General features: G+C 61.1%; 15 protein-coding genes. 11 read left to right on the forward strand and 4 right to left on the reverse strand.

The window, feature by feature from the left end; genetic code table 11:
• Positions 1 to 419 precede the first annotated feature (419 nt).
• From gltB to ACTQVX_RS01635, 5 genes are all read left to right on the forward strand, one after another.
• Positions 420 to 5108: a glutamate synthase large subunit gene (gltB, locus tag ACTQVX_RS01615; protein WP_441560027.1), complete on the forward strand. Its 4689-nt coding sequence runs from the start codon at positions 420 to 422 to the stop codon at positions 5106 to 5108.
• 5 nt (positions 5109 to 5113) lie between these two features.
• Complete coding sequence (locus ACTQVX_RS01620) at positions 5114 to 6595, forward strand: glutamate synthase subunit beta (protein ID WP_441560029.1); 1482 nt, start codon at positions 5114 to 5116, stop codon at positions 6593 to 6595.
• Between the two features lie 425 nt (positions 6596 to 7020).
• Complete coding sequence (locus ACTQVX_RS01625; protein ID WP_441560030.1) at positions 7021 to 7728, forward strand: hypothetical protein; 708 nt, start codon at positions 7021 to 7023, stop codon at positions 7726 to 7728.
• A gap of 354 nt (positions 7729 to 8082) precedes the next feature.
• Positions 8083 to 9159, forward strand: a complete 1077-nt coding sequence (locus ACTQVX_RS01630; protein WP_441560032.1) for a hypothetical protein — start codon at positions 8083 to 8085, stop codon at positions 9157 to 9159.
• Positions 9160 to 9731: 572 nt separating this feature from the next.
• A complete protein-coding gene (locus ACTQVX_RS01635; protein ID WP_441560034.1) occupies positions 9732 to 11102 on the forward strand; it encodes an amidohydrolase family protein in 1371 nt (456 codons plus the stop codon).
• A gap of 90 nt (positions 11103 to 11192) precedes the next feature.
• Here the strand turns inward: ACTQVX_RS01635 and ACTQVX_RS01640 are convergent, their stop codons facing one another.
• From ACTQVX_RS01640 to ACTQVX_RS01655, 4 genes are all read right to left on the reverse strand, one after another.
• A complete protein-coding gene (locus ACTQVX_RS01640) occupies positions 11193 to 11666 on the reverse strand; it encodes a hypothetical protein (protein ID WP_427747716.1) in 474 nt (157 codons plus the stop codon).
• A 146-nt stretch (positions 11667 to 11812) separates the two neighbouring features.
• Entirely contained in the window at positions 11813 to 12082 is a 270-nt protein-coding gene (locus ACTQVX_RS01645; RefSeq protein WP_229778266.1) for a metal-sensing transcriptional repressor, read from the reverse strand.
• Between the two features lie 50 nt (positions 12083 to 12132).
• The gene (locus ACTQVX_RS01650) at positions 12133 to 12354 is read right to left on the reverse strand and encodes a heavy-metal-associated domain-containing protein (protein ID WP_154515953.1); all 222 of its coding nucleotides are present in this window, start codon (positions 12352 to 12354) and stop codon (positions 12133 to 12135) included.
• 147 nt (positions 12355 to 12501) lie between these two features.
• Entirely contained in the window at positions 12502 to 14844 is a 2343-nt protein-coding gene (locus ACTQVX_RS01655; RefSeq protein WP_441560036.1) for a heavy metal translocating P-type ATPase, read from the reverse strand.
• 638 nt (positions 14845 to 15482) lie between these two features.
• Between ACTQVX_RS01655 and ACTQVX_RS01660 the strand changes: the two genes are divergently transcribed.
• From ACTQVX_RS01660 to ACTQVX_RS01685, 6 genes are all read left to right on the forward strand, one after another.
• Complete coding sequence (locus ACTQVX_RS01660) at positions 15483 to 17687, forward strand: DEAD/DEAH box helicase (protein ID WP_441560038.1); 2205 nt, start codon at positions 15483 to 15485, stop codon at positions 17685 to 17687.
• 446 nt (positions 17688 to 18133) lie between these two features.
• Entirely contained in the window at positions 18134 to 18646 is a 513-nt protein-coding gene (locus tag ACTQVX_RS01665; RefSeq protein ID WP_427795715.1) for a PTS sugar transporter subunit IIA, read from the forward strand.
• An 18-nt stretch (positions 18647 to 18664) separates the two neighbouring features.
• Complete coding sequence (locus ACTQVX_RS01670) at positions 18665 to 19519, forward strand: PRD domain-containing protein (RefSeq protein WP_441032987.1); 855 nt, start codon at positions 18665 to 18667, stop codon at positions 19517 to 19519.
• Positions 19520 to 19618: 99 nt separating this feature from the next.
• Entirely contained in the window at positions 19619 to 21235 is a 1617-nt protein-coding gene (locus ACTQVX_RS01675) for a PTS transporter subunit EIIC (RefSeq protein WP_441032990.1), read from the forward strand.
• A gap of 3 nt (positions 21236 to 21238) precedes the next feature.
• Positions 21239 to 22621, forward strand: a complete 1383-nt coding sequence (locus tag ACTQVX_RS01680) for a 6-phospho-alpha-glucosidase (RefSeq protein WP_427795718.1) — start codon at positions 21239 to 21241, stop codon at positions 22619 to 22621.
• A gap of 920 nt (positions 22622 to 23541) precedes the next feature.
• Positions 23542 to 23745, forward strand: a complete 204-nt coding sequence (locus tag ACTQVX_RS01685) for a type II toxin-antitoxin system RelB/DinJ family antitoxin (protein WP_117734431.1) — start codon at positions 23542 to 23544, stop codon at positions 23743 to 23745.
• Positions 23746 to 23821: the final 76 nt, after the last annotated feature.

Genomic DNA, 23821 nt, shown 5'->3' on the forward strand with positions numbered 1-23821 from the left:
AAAGGGGGTTGCCGAAATGTCTTGATCTGTAACAACTAGGGATGGAAATTGGGCCTAGGTGTTACAGATCGAGACAGGAAGAAATGGTCCTATGGAAAATCTCGATCCGTAACAGCTGACCGCCAAAACCGGCCCCTTGTGTTACAGATTGAGACATTCGTAACCGTCTCTCGAGAACATCTCAATCTGTAACAGTTAGTCGTCGAAATTGGGTCTTCCTGTTACAGATTGAGATGTTTGAAGCGGTGAGCTTACAGGCCGAACCTGGGGCCCTTGTTGCTGCCCTTGAGGTCGGCGGTGTCCACTCGTAGGGTGTGCGTTACGCAATTGTTTCGAAACGGGCGGGAAACACAATGGGCCGGCGATGCTTCTAGTATGCCTATTCAACTGACTGTCTAAATATCTAGGGGAGGATCGCGATGCAGGCAGATTCCGCTCAGCAGCAGGGCCTTTATCGCCCCGAATTCGACCACGATGCATGTGGCATCGGCGCTCTTGCCGATATCAACGGCGAGCGCCACCACCAGATTCTGGACGATGCGCTGTCCATTCTGGTCAACTTGGAGCACCGCGGTGGCACGGGACTCGAGAAGAATACCGGCGACGGCGCCGGCATCCTGTTCCAGGTTCCGCATCACTTTTTCCGCAAAGAGGCTCAAAAGTGCGGCCAGATTCTGCCGGCAGAGGGCGACTATGGCGTGGCCATGCTGTTCTTCCCGCAGGACGACAAGGGCGTAGAGGATGCCCGCCGCGTGTTTGAGGAAGGCTGTGCCGAGGCCGGCGTGCCGCTGCTCTTTTGGCGCGAGGTGCCGGTCGACCCTCACGATCTGGGCGAGACGGCCCGCGCCTGCATGCCCACCATCCTGCAGGCCTTCCTGGGCCGTCCGGACGACACGCCCGCCGGCGATGCCTTTGAGCGTCGCCTGTACGTGTGCCGCCGCACCATCGAAAAGAAGGCCGACGCCGAGTTTGCCCTGCGCGACAAGATCTTCTATGTGTGCTCCATGAGCTCGCGCACCATCGTGTACAAGGGCATGCTGGTCGCCACGCAGATGCGCCGCTTCTTTATCGATCTCAACGACGCCGCCGTCAAGACGGCCGTGGCGCTCGTCCACTCGCGCTACTCCACCAACACCACGCCTAGCTGGGAGCGCGCACATCCCAACCGCTTTATTATCCACAACGGCGAGATCAACACCCTCAAGGGCAACGTCAACTGGATTCGCGCCCGCGAACCTAACCTGTACAGCCCCGTGCTGCAGCATGATCTTGAGCGTGTGATGCCCATCATCAACCGCGAGGGTTCCGACTCCGCGATTCTGGATAATGTGCTCGAGTTTTTGGTCATGAACGGCCGTCCGCTCACGCGTGCCGCGTCCATGTTGCTGCCCGAGCCGTGGGACCACAACGACAACCTGAGCGAGGAGCGTCGCGCCTACGATGCCTACCAGTCCATGCTCATGGAGCCCTGGGACGGCCCGGCGGCCATCGCCTTTACCGACGGCCGTACGCTGGGTGCCGCCCTCGACCGCAACGGCCTGCGCCCGGCTCGCTACTACGTGACGCGCGACGGCCGCTTTATGCTGGCAAGCGAGGTGGGCACCATCGAGGTGCGCCCCGAGAATATCCTGACAAGCGGTTGTTTGGGACCGGGCCAGATGCTCGAGGTCGATTTTGCCCGCGGCCGTGTGATCTACAATGACGAGCTGCGCGCCCGCTATGCCAAGGAAAAGCCCTACCGCGATTGGATTGCCGAGGAGACGCTGACCGTTGACGCGCTCGACAAGCCCGCCGCGGCAACGCCCGCCGAGGATGCCGAGGTGCCCGCCGCCGTGCGCATGGCTAAGCTCGGGTATCACTGGGATGATGTTGACGAGGTCGTGCGCCCCATGGCCCAGCAGGGCAAGGCCCCGCTCGCCTCGATGGGTATCGATGCGCCGCTGGCCTGCCTGTCCAAGAAGACACGCTCGTTCTTTGACTACTTCTATCAACTGTTCGCCCAGGTCACGAACCCGCCGATCGACGCCCTGCGCGAGCATATGGTCACCTCGACCACGCTCTACCTGGGCAACCACGGCAACCTGCTCGAGGACTCTCGTACGGCCTGCCAACTGGTGCGTCTGGAGCGCCCACTGCTGAGCGAGGAGGAGTTCGACCGCATTTGCGCGATTGACCGTGTTGGCTTTAAGACCCGCCGTTTCCGTGCCGTTTACCGCCGCGATGCCGGCGAGGGCGCGCTGCAGGCTGCGCTCAAGCAGCTTGCAGAGGACGTTGAGGCTGCGGTCCGCGACGGCGTGAACATCGTGGTGTTGAGCGATCGCGCCGGAGCGGACGAGGTACCCGTGCCGTCACTGCTCGCCGTGGGCTGCGTGCACAACCACCTGATCCGCGCCGGCGTGCGTACCTTTGCCGACATCGTGGTGGAGTGTGGCGACGCCGTGTCTCCGCACGACTTTGCGGCGCTGGTGGGCTACTCCGCGAGCGGCATCTATCCGTACAACGCGCATGCGTGCATTCGCGACCTGGCGGCGCACGGCGATCTGGACGTGACAGCCGAGCAGGGCATCGCCAACTACAATAAGGCTGCGACCGCCGGCATCGTTTCCATCATGTCCAAGATGGGCATCTCCACGGTGCAGAGCTACCATTCGGCGCAGATCTTCGAGGCCGTGGGCTTTACGTCGGAGTTCGTCAACGCGTACTTCGCCGGCACGGTGAGCCGTGTGGGCGGTATGGGTGTCGAGGACGTTGAGCGCGAGCAAAACGAGCGCTACGACGCCGCGCTCGCTATCCTTAAGAGCCCGGCTCCCGATCAGCTGCCCACGCTGGGTCTGACCAAGTGGCGCCCGCTCGGCGGCGAGGATCACCTTATTGATCCGCAGACTGTCTACTTGCTGCAGACCGCCTGCCGTGAGGACAGCTACGACACCTTTAAGGAGTACAGCGCCCGCCTGCACCGCACCGGCCGTGCCGTGCGCCTGCGTGACTTGCTCGACTTTAATGCCAACGGCCGCACGCCGGTTTCGCTCGACGAGGTGGAGCCCGCGCGCAACATCGTCCGCCGCTTTAACACCGGTGCCATGTCGTACGGTTCTATCAGCAAAGAGGCGCACGAGTGCATGGCCATCGCCATGAACCGCCTGCATGGACGCTCTAACTCGGGCGAGGGCGGCGAGGATCCGCGTCGCGAGACCCCGCTGGCTAACGGTGACTCCAAGAACTCCGCCATCAAGCAGGTGGCAAGTGCGCGCTTTGGCGTAACGAGCCGCTACCTGTGCAGCGCCTTCGAGATTCAGATCAAGATGGCCCAGGGCGCCAAGCCCGGCGAGGGTGGCCACCTGCCCGGTAAGAAGGTCTACCCCTGGATCGCCGAGGTCCGTCAGTCCACGCCCGGCATCGGCCTGATCTCGCCTCCGCCGCACCACGACATCTACTCCATCGAGGACCTGGCAGAGCTGATCTTTGATCTTAAGAACGCCAACCCCGGTGCGCGCGTGTCGGTCAAGCTGGTCAGCGAGGCCGGCGTCGGCACCATCGCCACCGGTGTGGCCAAGGGTGCCGCCGACAAGATCTTGATCAGCGGCCACAATGGCGGCTCGGGTGCCGCGGCGCGCGATTCCATTTGGCACGCCGGCCTGCCGCTGGAGCTCGGCCTTGCCGAGGCTCAGCAGACGTTGCTGCAAAACGGCCTGCGCTCCCGCGTGGTGCTCGAGGCCGACGGCAAGCTCATGGACGGCACCGATGTTGCCGTCGCCTGCCTGCTGGGCGCCGAGGAGTTTGGCTTTGCGACCATGCCGCTCATCTCCATGGGCTGCCTCATGCAGCGCGACTGCCAGCAGGATACCTGCCCGGCCGGCATCGCCACGCAAAACTGTCGCCTGCGTCGCGGCTTCCGCGGCAAGCCCGAGCACGTTGAGCACTTTATGCTCTTTGTTGCCGAGCAGCTGCGTGAGGTCATGGCGAGCCTGGGCTTCCGCACCGTCGACGAGATGGTCGGCCATCCCGAGTGCCTGCGCCAGATCGAGGTACCGGGCAACCGCAAGGCCAACCTGCTTGATCTGTCGCCCGTGCTGGCGAGCGCGACCTGCGAGTTCGGTGCCCATATCCCGGGCGCCGACGGTCGCCACTTCCTGCCGCAGATGGCTGCGGACAGCGAGCTCGACAAGACGCTCGACTCCACATTGTTCGTGCCCTATACGGCCGATGCCCGTGCGCACCTGCGTCCGATTCGGTTCCGCGCCGATATCGCCAACGTCAACCGCTGCGTGGGCACCATCTTGGGCAATGCGGTGACCAAGGCGCATCCCGAGGGCCTGCCCGCCGGCTCCATCACCATCGATTGCGACGGTTCGGCCGGTCAGAGCTTTGGCGCCTTTCTGCCGCGCGGCATTACGCTCAACGTGTGCGGCGACGCCAACGACTACTTTGGCAAGGGCCTTTCGGGCGGCGAGGTGTCGGTGCGCCCCAACCCGCATGCGACCTACAAGTTCGACGAGAACATCATCGTGGGCAACGTGGCGTTCTTTGGTGCCACGAGCGGCCGCGGCTTTATTAACGGCCTTGCCGGACAGCGTTTTGGCGTGCGTAACTCCGGTGCCACCGTGGTGGTCGAGGGCTGCGGCAACCATGGCTGCGAGTACATGACGGGCGGCCTGGCGCTCATCTTGGGCGAGGTCGGGCAGAACTTCGCCGCCGGTATGACGGGTGGCGTGGCCTATGTCTTTGACCAGTACGGCACGCTCGAGGCCCGTGTGAACCACGAGAGCGTGGAACTCAAGGCCCCGACGGCTGGCGAGCTGGCACAGATTCGCGCGCTCATCCAGGAGCACGTGGACGCGACACAGAGCCCGCGCGGCATTAAGCTGCTCTACAGCTTCGACTCGATGAGCAAGCACTTTGTGAAGGTCATTCCGACCGAGTACGAGCGCGTGCTGGCGATTGTCGCTGCGGCCGAGGCCGTGGGCAAGACGCATGCGCAGGCCGAGGAGTTGGCGTTTGACATCGTGACCGGCCGCGCGAGCGCCGCGGATGTCGCTCGCTTTGATGTCGCGGGCGGTGCTGCGCCCGTGGCTGTCAGCTCTGTTGCTTCGACCAAGAAGGAGGCGTAAGTGCCATGGGTAAGCCCGGTGCTTTTCTTGATATCGATCGCGTGACCCACGAGCTGCGCCCCGTGGAGGAGCGCAGCCGCGATTTCGATCCGCTGTATGTGGAGCTCGACGACGATGCACGCCGCGCCCAAGCGAGCCGCTGCATGATGTGCGGCGTGGCGTTTTGCCAGATGGGTGCGAGCTTTGGCAAGGCGCGTCCGAGTGGCTGTCCGCTGCATAACCTGATTCCCGAGTGGAACGAGCTGGTGTATCGCGGTCGCTGGGACGATGCGGCCGAGCGCCTGTCGCTCACCTCGCCCATGCCCGAGTTTACGAGCCGCGTATGCCCGGCACTGTGCGAGGCTGCATGCAACCTGGGTTCGGTCGACGGCCAGCCCACAACGATTCACGATAACGAGCGCGCGATCAGCGACCACGAATGGGCAAACGGCGGCCCGCGTCGCTTTGAGCCGGCAGGGGAGGACGCACCATCGGTCGCCGTGGTTGGTTCCGGCCCGGCTGGCCTGGTGGCTGCATGGGAACTTGCGCGTCGCGGTGCCCGCGTGACGGTGTTTGAGCGCGACGACCGCCCAGGCGGTCTGCTCATGTACGGCATTCCCAACATGAAGCTCGAGAAGTCCGTGGTCGAGCGCCGCGTGGCGCTCATGCGCGAGCTGGGCATTGTCTTTGAGCTGGGTACTGACGTTACGAACCCTGCGGTGGCGGCCAAGCTCAATGGTTTTGACGCCGTTGTGGTGGCTGCCGGTGCTCGTACGCCCCGCGGTCTTTTGGCTACGAATGTGGATGCCCCGGGCGTGGTGTATGCCGTGGACTACCTGACGGCTTCGACCGTCTCGGTGCTCGATGGCGGTGAGCCCGCGGTGAACGCGCGCGGCCTGGACGTTGTGGTCATTGGCGGCGGCGATACCGGCAACGACTGCGTGGGTACCGCGGTGCGCCAGGGCGCACGCAGTGTGCGTCAGTTTGAGTTCTTGCCGGCCGCACCCGATAAGCGTGCGGCGAGCAACCCCTGGCCGCAGTGGCCCAACGTTAAGAAGACCGACTACGGTCAGCAGGAGGCTATCGCTGCCATGGGCGGCGAGATGCGTGCTTGGGGCGTGGATACGCTCGAGGTATTGCTGGACAAGAAGGGCGCTGCCGCGGGCCTGCGCGTGGTCGATCTGGACTGGTCGGCCGGCAAGCCCGAACGCATTGCGGGCTCCGAGCACGAGGTGTCGGCCCAGCTGGTGCTGATCGCCTGTGGCTTTACGGGTCCGGAGCACGGCGTGTTCGACGCTGTTGACGTGCCTATTGCCACGGCGGGCCGTCCGTTGCCCGTGATGGCCTCCGAGGACTCGCATCTTGCGGCTCGCGTGGATGGCGTTGCCGCGGATGCCGCGCCGGTGTATGTGGCCGGCGATGCCCGCAACGGCAGCTCGCTCGTGGTGAGTGCCATGGCCGATGCCCTCGCCTGCGCAGCCGAGGTCGCCGAGGCGCTGGGGTTGTAAGACAATCACGGAGTTACTCAACAATCGAATCGGCAAGGGCTGTCCCCAACGGCCGGCATATCAGGAGCGTCCCCAAGTGCCGGCAGCTGGGGCACTTTCCTTACGTGCCGGCATCCGGGGACACTCCTTGCGGGTTTGCGAGCGTTTTGCTCGTTTGCCGACGTTTGGCTGCCTACCCGTTGGCGTTTGCGCTCGTTGCGCTCTGCTGTTTATGTGGCGGCTTTAGTTGTTTGCGGACAGCGGCGCGGGTGATTCGTCTAGTTCTACCCGCGATTTTGTGGCAATTTGTATAATCTGCAAGTATCCCGTCAAGTGCTTGGTCAGCATCTGGTTTGCAGCCCGATGCCCATTTCGCCCGTGATGGCGGCGACCACCCGCCCTCCTCGTAAGCTCAAATTGAGGTTTATCAGTTTGAGGAGGATGCCATGGCTGATCATGTTTTGGACCGGGGACGTCTGGCCGAGGCCGTCGGTGACGATATTGCCGGCATGGCCCAGTTTTGGATGCTGCGCAAGTTTCAGTTTTTGGAGGCGGCGCGTACACAGTTCGAAGTGATAGTCGACCCATGGCTCAGCTATTGCGAGGAGCCCTCGCAAAATGAAATCATGGCCTATAACATGGCATTTACCGATTGGCTGCTGTTCGAGCGTCCCTATTGCCATGGCAAGACGCTGCTTGAGCTGTATGTTGACGAGCCGCCGGCGTCGCTTTCGCCCGTCTCGCTCAGACGGCTCGAGCAGGTGCGCGGCACGCACTATTTCTCTCGCTTTGGCATTTTGGATAAGGATCCCGCGACCGGTATGGTCGCGCTGCGCGACACGCGTACCGACCGTCGCTTTGACGTCTACGATCCGCATATCGTGCAAAAGGAGCACTGGCGCGATGGCGCGATTGCGGTGCGCCTCGCGTGCGTCGACGATGTCTGGCTGACGGCGGGGCAGCTCTACCTCTACGACATTGCGCGCCTGAGCGATACGGCGGTCGACGGGCCTGGCGCCGTGCATCCTGAGGACCTAGAAGATGGCTTCGATACCTCGTGTATCAGCTTCTTCTTACGGCTGGTTCGCGACATCATGGGCGCCCAGGGGCGCTACGTAAAGTCACTCAACATCTACAAACAGGAATGGGAGTAGGGGATGGGCAGTCGCGCCTCCGCCGCCCGTCTATTTGTCTCGGTCTGTAACGTTTAGGGACAAAAAACCGGTCTACCTGTTACAGATCGAGACGACTGCTTGGGCGTTGCTGGTTTGTCTAAATCTGTAACGTTTAGGGGTCTGGAGAACGTCTAACTGTTACAGACTGAGATGTTTGGAACCCGGCAGGGGGGATGTCTCGATCTGTAACATCTACAGGCCAAAATTCGACCTAACTGTTACAGATTGAGACAAAGGTTGGCCGCGGTGCCGAACAATCTAAATCTGTAACAACTAGAGGCTCAAAGACTGTCTTCCTGTTACAGATCAAGACATTTGTCAGCGGAGGCAACGGTGACGATGGTCCATTTGTCTGACGTGGTGGTGATGGAAGTGTCTAATACCGTTTTCAAACACAAACATGCAGCACGTAGCACCTTGGCGCGGAATAGGATGCTTGCCAGGCTCACGGAGACGGCTGAACAAGGCGTGCTGCTTGCGACGCACGACAATGCCGAGCTCATGTGGCTGCGGCGCCATGTGGGCACAGACGATATTGCGGAGCCCGAATCGCACCTATTCTGTTTTCAGCATGAATGGGATGCGTTGACGCCGCCGGAGCGGGCTCGGCGGACTATCAAGGGGCTTGCGGAGTTTCATCCCGATTGGGCGTTTTGGGGGTATGACGCCGCGCTGATATGGGGTCTGGAGGTGCCTAATGATCTGCTCGGGCCGCGTTACTTGGTCAAGACGGGTTGTTCGGTGGCGTTGAGTACGGGATATAGGCTGCTGCGTCCGCAGGCGGCGGGTGCGCTTGAGTGCGTCGACGGCGTGCGAGTGACGCCGTTTTGGCGCACGGTGGAGGATTGTCTGCTGCGTGCGCCGTTTTCATATGGTCTGGCGATTGCCGATTCTGCGCTGCGGGCGAAGGGCATATCGCGCGACGACCTCTGCGAACGGCTCCAGGCCGATTGCGAGGGCAGACGCGGGTATCGCAGAGCTCAGGTGATTGCGTCGCATGCGGACGGGCTGTCCGAAAATGGTGGCGAGTCTCGGTTCCGAGCGTTCTTTATTGCATACGGTTTTCCGGTGCCAGAGTTGCAGGTGGAGTTTCGCGATCCGCTCGATTCGAGACAGGTGTTTCGGGTCGATTATTTCTGGAGGCTCGAGGACGGGACGTGCGTGATTGGCGAGCTCGACGGAAGAGGAAAGTATACCCTGCAGGATGGTGGGGATCGGGAGTCGGTCGATCCGTTCGTAGCAGAGCGTCAGCGGGAATCTCATCTGACAATGCTCGGGCACAAGGTGCTGAGGTTCACGTTTGATGAACTCAAGAACTCGGGGAAGCTGGCTGAAAAGATGAGGCTGGCGGGTATTTCGCAGCGGGCCGATTTGGCTGAGGGATGGAAGCGTCAGTGGTATGGGCGCTGAGGGATACGACTAACGCGGATGTGGTTGTTCCTGTCGATTTTGTCTCGATCTGTAACAACAAGGGGCCGTTTGGCCTCGTAACTGTTACAGATCGAGACAGAAGGTTGGCTGCCGCTAAAAGATCTAAATCTGTAACATCTAGAGGCCGAAAACCTGTCTACATGTTACAGATTTAGATGTTTGACGACAGGGCTGGAGAATATCTCGATCTGTAACATCTGACGGCCAAAATTCGACCCAACTGTTACAGATTGAGACAAAGGCTGGCCGCGGTGCCGAAAGATCTCGATCTGTAACATCTAGCGGCCAAAATTCGACCCAACTGTTACAGATTGAGACAAAGGTTGGCCGCGGTGCCGAAAGATCTTGATCTGTAACATCTGGCTGCTAAAACCTGGTCTACCTGTTACAAATCAAGACGTTTTGCTGGAACGGCCGGAGCATTGCCGTGCTGTCTCCGTTTGCCCTCACAGCTCTCTCGTCCCTCCGCTAACCGATATGTTCGACTTTAGTTTGCTGCATTAGGTGATAATGGACAAATGTTCAAGTTAATCGTGAGGGAGGAGCTCGATATGGCGTCTGCCGATCGTTCCACGTTGTTTATCAATGCGACCGTCCTGGATGGTTCGGAGCATATGGAGCCGCAGCCCGACATGGCCGTGGCCGTTGAGCGCGGTGTCATCACGTGGATGGGGCCGAGCGCTGTTGCGCAGGCGCCTGCAGGTGCCGAGGTCCTCGACCTGGCCGGGGCGTATCTCATGCCGGGCCTCATCAATATGCATGTGCATCTGTGCGGCTCGGGCAAGCCGGTTTCGGCGGGCGATGCGGGCGCGCTGATGAAGAAGCTCGATAATCCCGTGGGGCGCGCTATCGTGCGCCATATTCTTAAGGGCAGCGCCCAACAGCAGCTGGCAAGCGGCGTGACCACGGTGCGCGGCGCGGGCGACCCGCTGTTTGCCGATCTGGCCGTGCGCGATGCTATCGACGCCGGCAAGTATCAGGGTCCGCGTTTGGTGGCGCCGGGAACGGGCGTCACGGTGCCGGGTGGCCACGGCGCGGGCTTGTTCGCCCAGGTGGCCAACAGTCCCTCCGAGGCGGCCGAACAGGTGCGCGACCTGTATGCGCGCGGTGCCGACGTCATTAAACTGTTCGTAACGGGCGGTGTGTTCGATGCGACCGAGGTAGGCGAGCCGGGCGTGCTGCGTATGCCGGTGGAGGTTGCCGCGGCGGCGTGCAAGGCAGCGCACGATATGGGCCTTCCGGTTATGGCTCATGTCGAGAGCACCGAGGGCGTACGCGCCGCGCTCGAGGCCGGCGTCGATACGATCGAGCACGGCGCTCCGTTGACGCCCGAGATCCTGGAGCTGTACCTCGGCGCCGCGGGAACTCAGCTCGAGGGGCGTGCGCCGAGTGTGACCTGCACGATCAGCCCCGCACTGCCGTTTGTGCTGCTCGATCCGGAGAAGACTCATTCGACCGAAACGCAAAAGAAGAACGGCGATATCGTGTGCTCGGGCATTATCGAGAGCGCTCGTGCGGCGCTGGAAGCCGGTATCAAGGTAGGTTTGGGTACGGATTCGAGCTGCCCGTTCGTGACCCAGTACGACATGTGGCGCGAGGTGGCCTATTTTGCCAAGTACGTGGGCGTGAGCAATGCGTTTGCGCTGCATACGGCTACGCAGGTCAATGCTGAGCTGCTGGGGCTGGGCGGCGAGACCGGTGCGATCGAGTGCGGCAAGGCTGCCGATATCCTGGTGACGCGCGAGAACCCGCTCGATGACCTGTGTGCTCTGCGCGAGCCGATGCACGTGATGTGTCGTGGCGATCTGGCGCGCAAACTCAAGGTGAAGCGTATTCCCGAGGTGGACGCTGAGCTCGACACGATTATGGCCATGCCAGCCGAGGCGCTTGCCGAGGAGCTTGCTCGCGACGGCGTGGCGTAGGTGTGACGGGGGCGGGCCCTTTGTCGCATTCAAAAAAGCCGAGGTCCCGGTGCGAGGCCTCGGCTTTTATTTTGTCCTGCGGTATGGCGGCTACGAGCGCGTCTCCATCTTGGCATGGCACTTGGGGCAGGTGACGCGGATTTTGCCTTTGCCCTTGGGGACGGAGAGCATCTGGCCGCAGTTGGGGCACTTGAGGTATGCCGTGGTCTTGCGACCTTTCCACATCTTCTTGGCCGTGCGCTTGGCACGCTCAAAGTCTTCCTTACTGGTGCCGGCCGCGCGTGAGGTGCTGGCCGCTGCAGCGCCGCCACCCAAGCTGGCGACAAACTTGCCCAAGCCGGGGACCTTAGCCGAGCCGGCGACAAAGGCCTCGTTCTCCTTGCGACGTGCGTCGATGTTTTTGGACAGGCCGCGCAGCACGCCGATCACGATGACGGCGATGGCGATCCAACTGAGCCACTGGATGCGGGCCATCGATCCGATCATCGCGATGACGATGCCCGCAAAACCCATCACGATGGTGAGCTCGTCGGCGCCATTGCGGCCCTTCATAAAGTCATTCATGCAAATTGCCTTTCGTTCGATATGCCGCACGCCTTTATACCCGATTTAGAGCAAGGGGGACAGGTTAATCTGCACCAATGTGGTGCAAACATACCTGTCCTCGGAACATCAAGACGGTGCAAAGTGGTTTGTCCTCAATGCGCCGATTACTTAGAGAGCTTGTCGACGACGCGTTCGATCTCGGCGAGCTTCGCGGCTTTGAGGTCTTCGTCGCCCGATTCGATTGCCGAAGTCACGCAGCCCTCGATATGCGCCTTGAGCACGTCGGCGTTAATGCGCGCGAGGAGTGCCTGTGTGGCCATGAGCTGCGTGGAGATATCGACGCAGTAGCGGTCCTCCTCGACCATCCGCAGGATGCCGTCGATCTGGCCGCGCGCCGTCTTGAGCATACGGTTCACCGATTTGTGGTCTGCCATCATGGCGGTCCTCGTTTCTGGTCGATGGGGTCGAATGCTTTTGATAGCAGCTAGGCTGCGGTCACGGACAGGGCGTGGAACTTCTCGCCGGCGCTCTCGACGGCGGCAGCGAGCTGCTCGGCGGCCACGGTGTCGGCGCACTCCACCTGTACCGTCTGAGTCTCGTGATCGGCATCGGCGTCGGTCACGCCGGCAACGTTGAGCAGTGCCGTCTCGACAGTAGCGTCGCAGTGGCCACACATAAGGCCGGAAGTCTTAATTGTGTAACGCATGGGTATTCCTCTCTGTTATGTCGGCTTTCCCAGGCACCCGACCTTGACCTTCAAGCCGTCGCTCGCGTACCAAAGTACGCGTCGCTCCTCTTTCAGGTCAATCTCGGGCACCTGGAAAACCCGTTCTAAGTGGACGTAATGGTGAGCCTATTTTGCCACTTTAGGCTTAAAGGATTTCAGGCGCAGCGCGTTGCTTACGACGCAAACGCTCGACAGGCTCATGGCTGCGGCGCCAAACATCGGCGAGAGCTGCCAGCCGGTGAGGGGGAAGAACACGCCCGCAGCGAGCGGAATGCCGATGCCGTTGTAGAACAGCGCCCAGAACAGGTCTTGCTTGATGTTGCGAATCGTGGCGCGCGAAAGCTCGATGGCGCGGGCGACGTCCATGAGATCGCTGCGCATGAGCACCACATCTGCCCCTTCCTTGGCGATGTCGGCTCCGGTGCCGATAGCAAGGCCCACGTCGGCGCGCGCCAGGGCAGGGGAGTCGTTGATGCCGTCGCCCACCATGGCGACCTTGCCGCCCGCATCCTGCAGTTCGCGCACGTGGCGTTCCTTGTCGGCGGGAAGCACGTCGGCAATGACCTGCTTGCTGCTCAGTCCTACGCGGCGGGCGATTGCTTCGGCCGTCACACGGTTGTCGCCGGTGAGCATGTGCACGTCGACGCCGAGCGAACGCATCGCAGCGATGGCCTCAGCGCTCGTCTCCTTGACCTCGTCAGCCACGGCAATGGTGCCGACAAGCTCGCCGTTCTTGGCAAAGAACAACGGTGTCTTGCCCTCGGCGGCAAATCGCTCGGCAAGACCGGCGGGCACCTCCGCGCCCAGCTCGTTCATCAGACGCACGTTGCCGGCTGCGATGATATTCTGCCCCTCGCGCGCCGTAACGCCTCGTCCAGGCACGGCGGCAAAGTCCTCGACCATGCGCGCCACGATTCCGCGCGCCTCGCACTCGGTCATAATCGCCTCGGCCAGCGGATGCTCGCTCGAACGCTCCAGCGCGGCAGCGAGCTTCAGTAACGCCTTTTCACTCATGGCGGGCGAGCCATCGGCGCGCGTGGCTACCACGATATCGGTCACGGCAGGTTTGCCGCGGGTGACCGTACCCGTCTTATCGAGCACCACGGTACCCACGCTGCGCAGGCTCTCCAGCGCCTCGGCGCTCTTAAACAGAATGCCCATCTCGGCGCCCTTGCCGGTGCCTACCATAATGGCGACGGGCGTGGCTAGGCCGAGCGCGCAGGGACAACTGATCACCAGCACGGCCACGGCGGAGGTGAGTGCCTCGTTTATGCTGCCGGTCAGTGCCATCCACACCGCAAAGGTCACGGCCGAGATCACGAACACCACGGGCACGAACACGCCGGCGACCTTGTCGGCCATGCGGGCGATGGGCGCCTTGGTGGCGTTGGCGTCCTCGACGAGCTGGATGATCTTGGCGAGTGATGTCTCGGCACCAACCCGCGTGGCGCGGAAGGTAAACGAGCCGGTGCGGTTGACGGTGGCGGCGTTGACGGTGTCGCCGGCGGTCTTTTCCACGGGGATTGACTCGCCGGTGAGCGCACTCTCGTCCACGGCCGAGCTACCCTCGAGCACCACGCCATCGACGGGGATTGACTCGCCGGGGTGCACGCGCAGGACCTGGCCGGGAAGGATGCTATCGACGTCGACGGTGGTTTCGCTGCCATCGTCGGCAACGACGGTCGCGGTTTTAGGCGCCAGATCGATGAGCGCCTCGATGGCGCCGCCGGTTTTGGACTTACTGCGCGTCTCGAGGTATTTGCCCACGGTGACGAGCGACAGGATCGTGCCCGCGCTCTCAAAATACAGATTGTCCATGCCTGTCATCATGGCCTCGTGCACCTGCCCCGTGGCCAGCTGGTCGGCCATGATGAACATGGCATAGAGCGACCAGGCAATGGAAGCGGTGGCGCCCACGGCAATAAGGGCGTCCATGGTGGGTGCGCCGTGCGCGAGCGATTTAAACCCGTTGATAAAGTACGCGTCGTTGACGTAGACGATGGGGATGAGCAGGACAAGCTCGGTGAGGGCGAGCGTCATGCTGTGGATATGGTCGGTGAAGATGCCGGGCAGCGGCCAGCCGAGCATGTGTCCCATGCCTATGTAGAACAGTGGGATGAGGAAGACGATCGAGACGATGAGGCGGGTGTGCATGGCAGAGGCGGCGGCCTCCAGCTTTTTGGTGGGCGACTCCATATGGGCGGCGCCAGACCTGGCTTGTGCGCTGCCGTTTGAGCCGGCGGCACCGGTGCCCGTGCTGACGGGTGAGGCCGAGTAGCCCGCGCGGTCGACGGCGGTGCAGATATCGTCGGGGGAGACCTGCGCGGGGTCGTAGTCGACCATCATGGAACCGGCGAGTAGGTTGACCGCGACGCTTTGGACGCCGTCGAGCTTGCTCACGGCACGGTCCACGTGCGCCTGGCAGGCGGCGCATGTCATGCCGCCTACGTCGAACTTATCTTGAGCCATGGACTCTCCTTTCTGTGGTTCGGTGTTGGAATTGTTAACCTCTCGATACTATACACCCATACCCCCTGGGGGTGTATGGCAAAAGTTGAAATGTATGACATTCCGATACGGGGGTCGACTGCCAAGTTAGCGCACCATCCTCGCCCTTCGTCTCAATCTGTAACATCTAGGCCTGATTTTGCCGAGTAACTGTTACAGATTGAGACAAACAATTCGGAGGTTGCTTAACATCTCGATCTGTAACATCTGGCAGGGAAAATGACCTCTATCTGTTACAGATCGAGATGTTGTTTTGCGAGGTTTTGGTTTGTCTCGATTCGTAACGTGTAGACCCGGTTTTGCCTCGTAACTGTTACAGATTGAGACAATTGGCCCAGACCCGCCCCTCCCGCCCTGTCATCTGTGGTTTACGTGGGGGCATACGGAGTACGGGTATACTAACCGGCGGCGAATCTGCTTCATCGCTTAGAGCTGCTGCGTCTGGACGGCGCGTGATATGGCTGCCAAAGCGATCGCCAGCGTGCTGAGCAACGTCCTCTCTGTGCGCACCCGTTTTTGTATGTACTAGCGCACTACCAAGCACGCCCGCGCGGCCGCATGCCGTGCCCCTTGCGCGTGCAGATAAGGAACAACAACATATGCGTAATTCTGTATCCGACGTCACCGACGCCGAGATCCTGGACGAGACCCGCGAGGCCATGGCCCAGGCTGCCTTCGATGCGGCCGACGAGGCCAGCGCCGCCGAGACCGTCGAGTCCGCTACCGAGAACCTGCCCGCCTTTGACGAGCTGGGTCTTTCGGACGAGATACTTCGTGCCATCGAGAACCTGGGTTACACGGCGCCGACGCCCGTGCAGGCCGGCTCGATCCCCGTGGTGCTCGAGGGCCGCGACCTGCTTGCCGCCGCTCAGACCGGCACCGGCAAGACGGCCGCCTTTTTGCTGCCGACCATGAACAATCTGGAGCACATCGCTCCTCCCAAACCTGTGCGCGAGCGCGGCGGCCGTAACCGTCGTCGCGGTGCTAAAAAGCCCGAGGGCAACGGCCGCGGCCCCGTGATGCTCGTCATCACCCCTACGCGCGAGCTCGCCCAGCAAATCGACGAGGTCGCGAGCAAGATCGCCGACGTCACCGGCCATGTTGCCGTGACCGTTGTGGGCGGCGTGAGCTACAAGCCGCAGACCGCTGCCCTCAAGTACGGCTGCGACATCCTGGTCGCAACGCCGGGCCGTCTGGTCGATCTGATCGAGCAGGGTGCCTGCCACCTGGACGAGGTCAAGGTGCTGGTGCTCGACGAAGCCGACCGCATGCTCGACATGGGCTTTTTGCCCGCCGTTCGCCGTATTGTGCGCGAGACGCCGGCCGAGCGCCAGACGCTGCTGTTCTCGGCGACCCTCGACGAGGAGGCCGTGGGCGAGATCACCGACCTGGTGAGCCACCCGGCCCGCGTGGAGATCGCGCCCGCCACATCGACCGCCGACACCGTCGACCAGTTTGTGTTCCCGGTGTCCATCGAGGCCAAGAACAACCTGCTGCCCGAGTTCCTCAAAAAGGAAGGCCCGGAGCGCACCATCGTCTTTATGCGCACCAAGCACCGTGCCGACAGCTGCTGCCGTCGTCTGGAGCGCAAGGGCATCAAGGCTGCCGCGATTCATGGCAACCGCAGCCAGGCCCAGCGCGAGCGCGCACTTTCGGCCTTCCGCGACGGTACCGTCGACGTGCTGGTGGCAACCGACGTGCTCGCCCGCGGCATCGACATCAGCGATGTGCGCTACGTCGTGAACTTTGACGTGCCGGCCGAGCCGACCGACTACATCCACCGTATTGGCCGTACGGGCCGCGCCGGCGAGCTGGGCTGGGCCATCACGTTTGTGACCGAGCAGGACGTGGATGAGTTCTACGAGATCGAGAAGCTCATGGACAAGACGGCCGACATCTACGAGGCCGGCGACCTGCACGTGGGCCCCAATCCGCCCGCGGTTGACCCCGAGCGCGACCCTGCGGCCTTTAAGGTGAAGAAGAAGACCAAGCGCGGCAAGTCCAAGAGCAAGAAGAAGCTTGAACAGGCGCGTCGCGACGGCAAACGCAACGGCGACGATTACGGCGATGTGGCCGGTCGTTCCAACCGCGGTCGCGATGAGCGTCGCGGCGACAGCGAGCGCCCGAGCCGTCCCAAGCGCGGCGGCAAGACCCGCGTGCGCGAGGGCGTTCAGGCTCGCGTGGACGAGGCCGTGGAGAGCGTGGCCCGCGAGGTGGCTGCCGAGGAGCGCGGCGGTGCTGGTGCCGTCGAGCCGGCCCCGCGCGGCAACCGTGCCGAGCGCCGTGCCAAGCAGTTCCAGGGCGAGGCGCACCGCCGTCGCCGCGAGGACGAGGATCGCGGCGGTCGTCGCCGTGTTGAGCGCGAGGACGAGGGCCGTGGCTCGCGCGGCGGCAAGCGCGGCGCGGGCGACCGTCGTCGTTCCGGTCGCGATGACGAGCGCGGCGGCCGCGGCGGTGAGTCCCGTGGCGGCAAGCGCTTTGAAGAGCGCGGTGGCCGCGGCGGTGAGCGTCGCGAGGATGCTCGCGGCAATGGCGGCCGCAGTGGCGCCGGCCGTTCTGGCGAGTCGCGCGATCGTCGCGATCCGCGTGCCAGTCGAGATCGTCGCGATGACTGGCGCAACTACGACGATACCCGCGAAGAGCGTCGCGGCGGCCACCGTGGCGGTCGCGGCGGCAACCAGGCCGGCTCCCGTGGTGGCCGTGCCGGCGGTCGCGATAACCGTGGCAGCTATGGTAACAATCGTGGCGGCAAGCGCGGCGGCAGCTCCCGTCGTCCCGGCGACGGCGGCGGCAAGCGCAAGTAACATACGCGTCGCGCGGTAAGGCGACACGAGTTTGGGCCTCGAGCAGACTATGCTCGGGGCCCTTTTTGGTGCAAGGGGACGGGTTCATATGCACCAACGTCTTGAAGTTGCGGTGGAGTACGGACTGTTTTGGCCTTTTGAGCGGCTTTTCAGTCCCTATTTCACCGCAACTCATGATTGGTGCAAAGTAACCTGTCCCCAAGGCACCAAACAAGGAGTGTCCCCAAGTGTCGCCTAAATACCGTTTATCGAAGAAAAAATACCGTTCATCGGTCATAATGGTTGTTCCGGCTTTGGGCTTGTCTACAATAGCTTCCGTAAAAGAAATGCGGAAGGTTACCGAGTCCCTCGGACGTGGGCCTAACCAAAGTCTTTGAACGGGTGTGTCTCTATGGATGCATTCGCTTGATTTTGGTTGGGCTATATTTATGAAGGGACATGCTACCGTGGGTTTCTTTTCTCGCCTAATGGGCGGTTCGGATGAGCAGAAGACTGCAGCTTCCGAGTTCGAAATCCTCGCTCCCGTTTCCGGCGAGCTTGTTCATCTAGAAAATACCAATGACCCCGCTTTTAGCAGCCGTGCGGTGGGCGATGGCGTTGCCGTGGTTCCCCAAGAGGGAACGGTGTGCGCTCCTGTTTCAGGCACCGTCGCGGCGCTGTTTCCGACTGAGCACGCGCTGGGCATCATGTCCGACGACAGCTCTGCTCAGGTGATGCTGCATATCGGAATCGATACTGTTAAGCTTGAAGGCAAGGGCTTCCATGCGCTTGTTGCCCAGGGTGACCATGTCGACGCGGGCCAGCCCCTCGTCGAGGTCGATTTCGACGCGGTCCGCGCCGCCGGCTTCGATCCCACGGTCTTCGTTATCGTGTGCGAGCGCTCAGAGAACTCGACTCTTCGTGAGCATGCTTCCGGCCCTGTTGTTGTTAAAGAGTCTGTCGTCTGGCTTTCTGAGTAAGTTCTTGTGGTGGGTACCGTGGTTATCAAGCGAGTTTTTAACAACAACGTCGCAATGGTCACTTCGGACGATGGCTCCGAGCTCATCGTCATCGGTCGAGGCCTCTGCTTTGGCCGTCATGCCGGCGATGCCATCGATGAGGCGTCGATCGAAAAGACCTACGCGTTGCAGGAGGGAACTTCTCAGGATTCGCGTACGATTGACCGCTTGGCGCATCTTTTGGAGTCCATCCCCACCGTCAACCTCGTGATTGCCGAGGACATTGTTCAGATGCTCCGTCGAGAGCTCAATGTTGATATCAACGACAAGATTCTCATTGCTCTCGCAGACCATATCAGCCTTGCTTTGGAGCGCGAGCGCAAGGGCGTCTCCTGTGAGAATCCGTTGCTGCTCGAGATCCAGCAGTTCTATCGCAAGGAGTATGCGCTTGCGGGCCGTGCGTTGCAGATTGTCAAGGAGTATATGGGCATCCAGATGAGCGAAGAAGAGCAGGGTTTCATTACGCTGCACATCGTCAACGCCACCATGCCGCAACGCTCCGATCGTTTGATTGTTTCGGTCCAGCTTGTTCGTGACGTGCTCGCGATTGTTTCCAAGCGCTATGCTACGACCCTCGATGACACCTCGCTGCCTTATGAACGTTTCGTTCGTCACCTGCAGTTTTTCGCACAGCGAGCGCTCGATCCCGCGGCAGGGCAAATCAACGGCGACGCGCTGTTCCGAATCGATGAAACGGCATATCCGTGCGCATTCTCGTGCGCGGACGCCATAGCCGCCCACTTGTCGTCTACCTATAACGTTGTCGTTACCAATGCCGAGAAGAGTTATCTCGCGTATCACATTGTTAACCTGCTTGGAGAACCTGGTCTCTAGGCATAACGTGCCCACACATCGATTGATATAAGGCAAGGCTCACGGTCTTGTCCAGGGCACATCTGTCTTAATTTGCGGAAAAGGAAGGGGAGTACCGCTATGACCGCAAAAAAGAAGTTCAATTTCAAAGCGCCGTTGGAGGTGTTCGCGAAGTCAATCGTCCAGCCGATGATGTATCTCTCGGTTGCCGGCATTCTGCTCGTCGTGGGCATTATTCTGACCAACAAGACCATCTGCGCCATGGTCCCTGTGCTGGGCTTCGGTCCGTTCCAGCTCGTGGGCGCCGTTGTCTATCAGTCGCTGATGTTTATCATCAACAACCTCTCGATTCTGTTCTGCGTGGGCATCGCCGGCGCCATGGCAAAGAAGAACAAGGGCCATGCTTCGCTGATCGCCCTGATGTCGTTCTTCCTGTTCCTGCAGGCTAACAACATCGTGCTCAACGCCACCGGCTCTCTTGCCGAGGCGAGCGGCATGCTCGGCCTTACCGGAACTGGCCAGAGCACCGTTATGGGCATCCAAGTGCTCGATACCGGCGTGTTTGGCGGCATCATTCTTGGTTGCATCACCGGTGCCGTATTCAACAAGTACTCGAACAAGCAGTTCCCCATTGCCCTGTCGATGTTCTCGGGCGTTCGCTTTCCGTTCCTGATCATGATCATCATCTCCTGGTTTATGGGCGCTGGCTTTTGCATCGTTTGGCCTCCGGTTCAGGGTGCTATCTCCTCCGTTGCCGGCATCATTAAGGATTCGGGCAACATCGGTCTGTTTATCTACGGCATGCTCAACAAGCTGCTCGTTCCCACCGGTCTGCACCACCTCATCTCCATCCCGTTCCAGTTCTCCGATGTGGGTGGCACCCTGACGCTGGGCGATCAGGTTATCGCCGGCGCCTATCCCATCCGTGTCGCCGAGATGGCAATGACGGGCCAGCCCTTCTCCGATAGCACCTACTTCAACAGCTATGCCTTCAACAACCTGTGGCCCTACATCGGTATCGGTCTCGCCTTTATCTTCACTGCTTACAAGGGGAACAAGGACAAGACCAAGGCTGTTATCATCCCGCTGATCATCACCGTCGTGCTCTCCTGCGTGACCGAGCCCATGGACTTCCTCTTTGTCTTTGCCGCTCCCGTGCTCTTTGTCGTTCACTCGGTTCTTTCCGGCATCTTCCTGGTCCTGCTCAAGGTCCTCTCCGTGCCCGCTTCGACTGCAGGCGGCATCATCAACGTCGTGGTTTCCAACCTGGTCCTGGGTGTCGACAAGACCAACTGGCCGGTTATGCTGGTGCTTGGAGTCGTCAACGCCGCTCTGTACTTCTTCCTCTTCACCCTCCTTATCAAGAAGCTCAACCTCCACACTCCCGGTCGCGAGGAGGAGTCCGAGCTCGCCGAGTCCGTTGCCGAGGGCGAGGCCGCCGCATCTGTTGCGGTGAAGCAGGGCGCTGTTGCCGCGGCTCCCGCAGAGGGCGTCGATGCAGGCATTGCCGACCTGGTCGCAGGTCTTGGCGGCAAGGACAACATCGAGGAGCTCGAGAACTGCTTTACGCGTCTCCGCGTGAACGTTAAGAACCCGGACCTCATCGATGAGGACCTCATCAACCACGTGCCCAACAGTGGCATCAACCGCAACGGCAACAATATCCAGATCATCTTTGGCATGAAGGTCGCCGAGATGCGCGACAAGGTCGAAAACACAATTGAGAAGGAGCAGTAAACAATGATCATTACTCTGTGTGGTGGCGGATCCACCTTTACCCCCGGCATCGTCAAGTCCATCGCCCTGCGCAAGGACGAGCTCGATGTTGACGAGATTCGTCTGTACGACATCAACGAGGAGCGCCAGCGCAAGATCGGCGTGCTCGTGGACTGGATTTTGCACGAGGACCTCGGCCTGGACATCAAGCTCACGGTGACCACCGACAAAAAGACGGCTTTTACCGACGCGAGCTTCGTGTTTGCCCAGATGCGCGTGGGCGGCTATGCCATGCGCGAGCAGGACGAGAAGATTCCGCTGCGTCACGGCTGCGTGGGTCAGGAGACTTGCGGTTGCGGCGGCCTTGCCTATGGCATGCGTACCATCTTCCCCATGGTCGAGCTGATCGATGACGTTGAGAAGTACGCCAAGAAGGACTACTGGATTCTCAACTACTCTAACCCTGCCGCCATCGTCTCCGAGGCCTGCCGCGTTCTGCGTCCCAATGCTCGCATCATCAACATCTGCGACATGCCGATCGCGATTATCGACGTGGTTTGCGCTGCGCTCGATATCGACAAGAAGGATGTCGAGTACGATTACTTTGGCCTCAACCACTTTGGTTGGTTCACCTCGATCCGCCACAAGGGCGAGGAGGTGCTCCCGCAGCTGCGCGAGTACATCAAGGAGCATGAGATTCTGCTGGCCGATTCGTACCTCAAGGGCATGAGCTCGCTGATGTCCAAGAAGCCCGAGGAGGCCACCGACGAGCATCCCGAGCAGAACCGTCACACCAAGGGCAGCTGGTACTACGTCTGGAAGGGCGTGTACGAGATCATGGAGTGCTTCCCGGAGTATCTGCCCAACACGTATCTGAACTACTACCTGCAGCAGAAGGAGTTCGTCGAGCACTCCAACCCCGAGCGCACCCGTGCGAATGAGGTCGAGGAGACGCGCGAGAAGAACCTTTTTGATGGTATCGATCACTACGAGAAGACGGGCGAGATCGACGAGAGCACGTTCTATGCGGGCAGCCACGGCGACTGGATTGCCGACCTGGCTATCGCTCTGAAGAACGACACCAAGCAGCGCTTCCTGGTCATTTGCGAGAACAAGGGCGCTATCCCCAACATGCCCTACGACGCCATGGTCGAGCTGCCTGCCTACATTGGCAAGAACGGCCCCGAAGTCATCAGCCGCGACAACATTCCGCTGTTCCAGCAGGGCCTCATGATGCAGCAGCTGAACTCCGAGAAGCTCCTGGTCGAGGCTACGATCGAGGGTTCGTACGAGAAGGCGCTCAAGGCCTTTACGCTGAACAAGACCGTGCCGTCGATGAAGGTCGCCAAGGAGGTTCTCGACGACATGATCGAGGCCAACAAGGGTTACTGGCCCGAGCTTAGCTAAAGGCAGAAGACGCTGGCGCAAAAGAGTCGCTGACCGCAAAACATGATTAATGCCTCGTCCGCGTGCTTGCGCGGACGAGGCATTTCCGTTTTGCGCAAAGGATTGATACGGGGGATGGGCTCTCTGACATCAACGCAGGGCATGAGGTTTTCTGCTGACGCGCGGCGGCTGCGGTGCCCGGGCGGACACGCCGGGGATTTCGCCCGCTGCCTGGCGCCCTTGCCGCCATCCGGCTTTCGCGCTCGCATTCTTTTGGATGCGGGCGTGTTTTTCGTGGCGCGCACGGGTCCCCCGGGGCGCGCCGTGCATTTTTGGGAGTTTTCAGCAAGCCGGGGTGACTGCATACGCGCCGGAATCGTCTTTTTGAGCCAGCGGGATCCTTCGGCAGGCGATTTGGGTTGGCTGACGGCGTCCGGCGCGGCGATAACGCGCGTTTCGCGTCGCGCCGTGCCCCAAAACGACGCCAATCGCGCGGCGTCCACGATTTGCGGCACCGCCTGCGGGGGCCGCGATGCTGAAAACTCCGGTTTTTGCACGGTTCAAGCGGGGGTACGTTGGGACGAGAAGGGGTGCCCCCGTCTTTTTATGCATAGCATAAGCGAAATAATGCAAGACAATAGGGCGCCATGCGTCGGATACCCAGCCTGGGCGCGCCATACGCCGACGCTTAGGCCCTCGATATCTCGGACATCATCACGCTCTAAATACTAACCCAGCAACAAAATAATCCGTCTTTTCTCCGTCCCCATGGGACCGGGTGTGGTATTCTATCTGCCGGGTATAACTTAGGAATACCAAGTAATACCAACGCCGCAGAAACAAACTCCAGATGCGGGCCAATCGGGTTGCCTTCACAGCCCGTCGCCCAGCCGCGTGGCCCGCATCTATCCGCACTACCGTTGTTTCAAAAAGGAAGCGCCATGGCAGAACACATGACCCCGGTTGTCGCGAAGGTCTTGCCCGAGGAAAAGGCGGCCTTCGCGGCGGCAACCCAGCTCGTGGGCACCACGCCGTCCAATGCCATCCGCATGTTTATCGCCGCGTTCAATCGCTGTGGCACCTTCCCGTTCGACATCTCGCCCAACGGGGCCTTTGGCACTGCACCCGATTCTCATCAACAATGACTGTCCCAAACTGCCGGTACTTGGGGACGTTCATTTTCTGCCGGCAGTTAAGGAACGTTCCCAAGTACCGGGTTTT

Origin of the sequence: Collinsella sp. LCP19S3_A6 (assembly GCF_052122015.1) — a bacterium.
Lineage (GTDB): Bacteria > Actinomycetota > Coriobacteriia > Coriobacteriales > Coriobacteriaceae > Collinsella.